The organism is Epilithonimonas tenax DSM 16811 (genome assembly GCF_000428485.1).
In the GTDB taxonomy this organism is placed as follows: domain Bacteria; phylum Bacteroidota; class Bacteroidia; order Flavobacteriales; family Weeksellaceae; genus Epilithonimonas; species Epilithonimonas tenax.
In genome coordinates, this window is record NZ_AUAA01000087.1 from 1 (window position 1) to 2407 (window position 2407).

1 protein-coding gene and 1 pseudogene are annotated in these 2407 nt (G+C 34.8%); both read left to right on the forward strand.

The window, feature by feature from the left end; all coding sequences use genetic code 11:
* Positions 1-434 precede the first annotated feature (434 nt).
* Positions 435-743, forward strand: coding sequence for a helix-turn-helix domain-containing protein (locus F564_RS21065; RefSeq protein ID WP_228373937.1), 309 nt, complete (start codon positions 435-437; stop codon positions 741-743).
* 173 nt (positions 744-916) lie between these two features.
* A pseudogene (locus tag F564_RS19670) lies at positions 917-2147 on the forward strand (IS256 family transposase).
* Positions 2148-2407 lie beyond the last annotated feature (260 nt).

Genomic DNA, 2407 nt, shown 5'->3' on the forward strand with positions numbered 1-2407 from the left:
TCTAGGTTATTCATAACGTATTAGATTGATAGTCAATACAATATACGAAATTTTCGTATTATGAGTAACCTTTTTTATAATGCACTACGGGTTATGATAAGAAAATCTTAGAAGAATCAAAAACTAAATTAGAAGCTAGTAATAAATGGGGATTTGGAACCATAGTAATACTTATTGCAGTATTACTTATAATTGCTTTATTAGCTTGGAAATTTTATAAGAATGGGAAACAGATAAAATTAAAATATCTTGAATTAGAAAACCAGTTAAACCAGCAAATAAAACCGGTTTCACTATCGTATGAAAACCTTTCAAGCCATGGGAAGTCTATACTAAATGAGGAGGTATTTTCTGATTTACAAAATAAGCTAAGAGAGTTTGAGACCAATGAAGGTTTTAAAGAAAATGGACTAACTATTGACAGGCTGGCAAATATTCTACATACAAACAAATATTATCTATCACAATACATCAATGATGTAAAAGGAATAAATTTTAGCAAATATCTCTCAACACTTCGTATTAATTACATTACCAGACTTATGTATGAAAACCCATATTATTTGCAAATAAAAGTTCAAGGATTAGCAGATGAATGTGGCATAGCTTCCCGTCAAAATTTTTCAGACCTTTTTCAGGAAATCAACGGCATCCGGCCAACAGATTTTATAAAGCAAAGAAAAGCTGAGATGGATAAGTATGAAGAAAGAGGATCAGCAGAGTTCAAATTAAAAAAGAATTAATCTGAATTAGTCAATACTTAATCTGACGGCGATTTAGGTGTATGCTATGTAATTTAGAGGTAGTGTCCTACTAACTGTGTAAGTAGAAAAGTTATTCTGAAAAATTTTGAGCCCTCAAAGCTCAAAAAATTTTTCGGAAATAACTTTTTACTATTTTTAAACATTATACAGTTATGACCAGTAAAGAAGATTTATTAAACAACAAGGATTTCTACAAATCCTTCAAAAACGGAGAAGATTTAACCTCGTTCTTCAAAGAACTGCACAAAAAAGCAGTAGAACATATGCTGGATGCTGAATTAGACAGCCATCTTGACAATGAAAAACACGAAAAAACCACCAATGGAAACTACCGAAACGGACACGGAACTAAGAAGATAAAATCATCATTTGGCGAATCCGAAACCTAACGAAGTGGTTCGGCGAAGCCAAATTAAAGTTCCCCGTGATAGAGAAGGGAGTTTTGAACCTGCTTTAGTTCCCAAAAGACACAATATCATCGATGGTTTGGAGAATATCATTATCTCGTTTTATGCGAAAGGAATGAGCGTTTCAGATATTGAAGAACAGATTAGGGATATGTATGATTTTGAGGTTTCTACGTCAACAATTTCTCGAATAACTAATGCTGTTGCCAGTGAAGTCGTTGCGTGGCAAAACCGACCTTTAGACGAATTGTATCTGATTGTTTCGATGGACGGAATTGTTTTTAAGGTTCGTGAGAACTCCAAAGTCATTAACAAAACCATTTATTTAGCCGTAGGCTTGAACCGTGAAGGAAGAAAAGAAGTTTTGGGAATGTGGCTTGGAAAGAACGAAAGTTCCAGCTTTTGGATGAGTGTTTTAACCGATTTAAAAGCTCGTGGTGTTGAAGATATTTTGATTACCGCTACCGATAATTTAAATGGATTTACCCAGACCATCCGCTCCGTTTTCCCTGAATCCCAAACTCAAATCTGCGTGGTTCACCAGATTAGAAATGCCTGTAAATATGTAGTTTGGAAGGACAGAAGAGCCTTTACAGCAGATATGAAACACATTTATACGGCACCAAATAAACAAGCTGCAGAAGCTGCCTTACGGGACTTTGCCGAAAAATGGGAATCCAAATATTCTTACGCCATCAGATCCTGGAAGGAAAATTGGGATGAACTCACCGTCTTCTTCGAATTTCCTTTGGAAATCCGTAAGATCATCTATACCACAAACTTAATTGAAAACCTAAACGGAAAAATAAGAAAATATACCAAAAACAAAATGTCATTCCCAACGGATGAGGCCGTGATGAAGTCGGTTTATTTGGCCTTGAGAGAAGCCACCAAAAAGTGGACAATGCCCATTCAAAATTGGGGGATTGTTTTAAACCAATTTATGCTTATTTTTGAAGAAAGGCTCAGATTATAAAATCCAAGCCTAAACTTTTTAACTTACACACTTTATGGGATAGTGTCCTCTCACATCAAGTTGTGGCTATTACACACTACCTCAAATTACACATGATGAAGTCTTGAGTTTTAAAAATTATATATTAAAAGAGACTGCTTTTTTGCTTTTTCTGTCTTGATAAATAAGGGATCAATTCCAAAACTTGGGGGCTAGGCAAAAAGCTTAGACAACCTAAACAAGAAAAATGCTTTATCCCGCACACCTCTTAGTTGCAATCT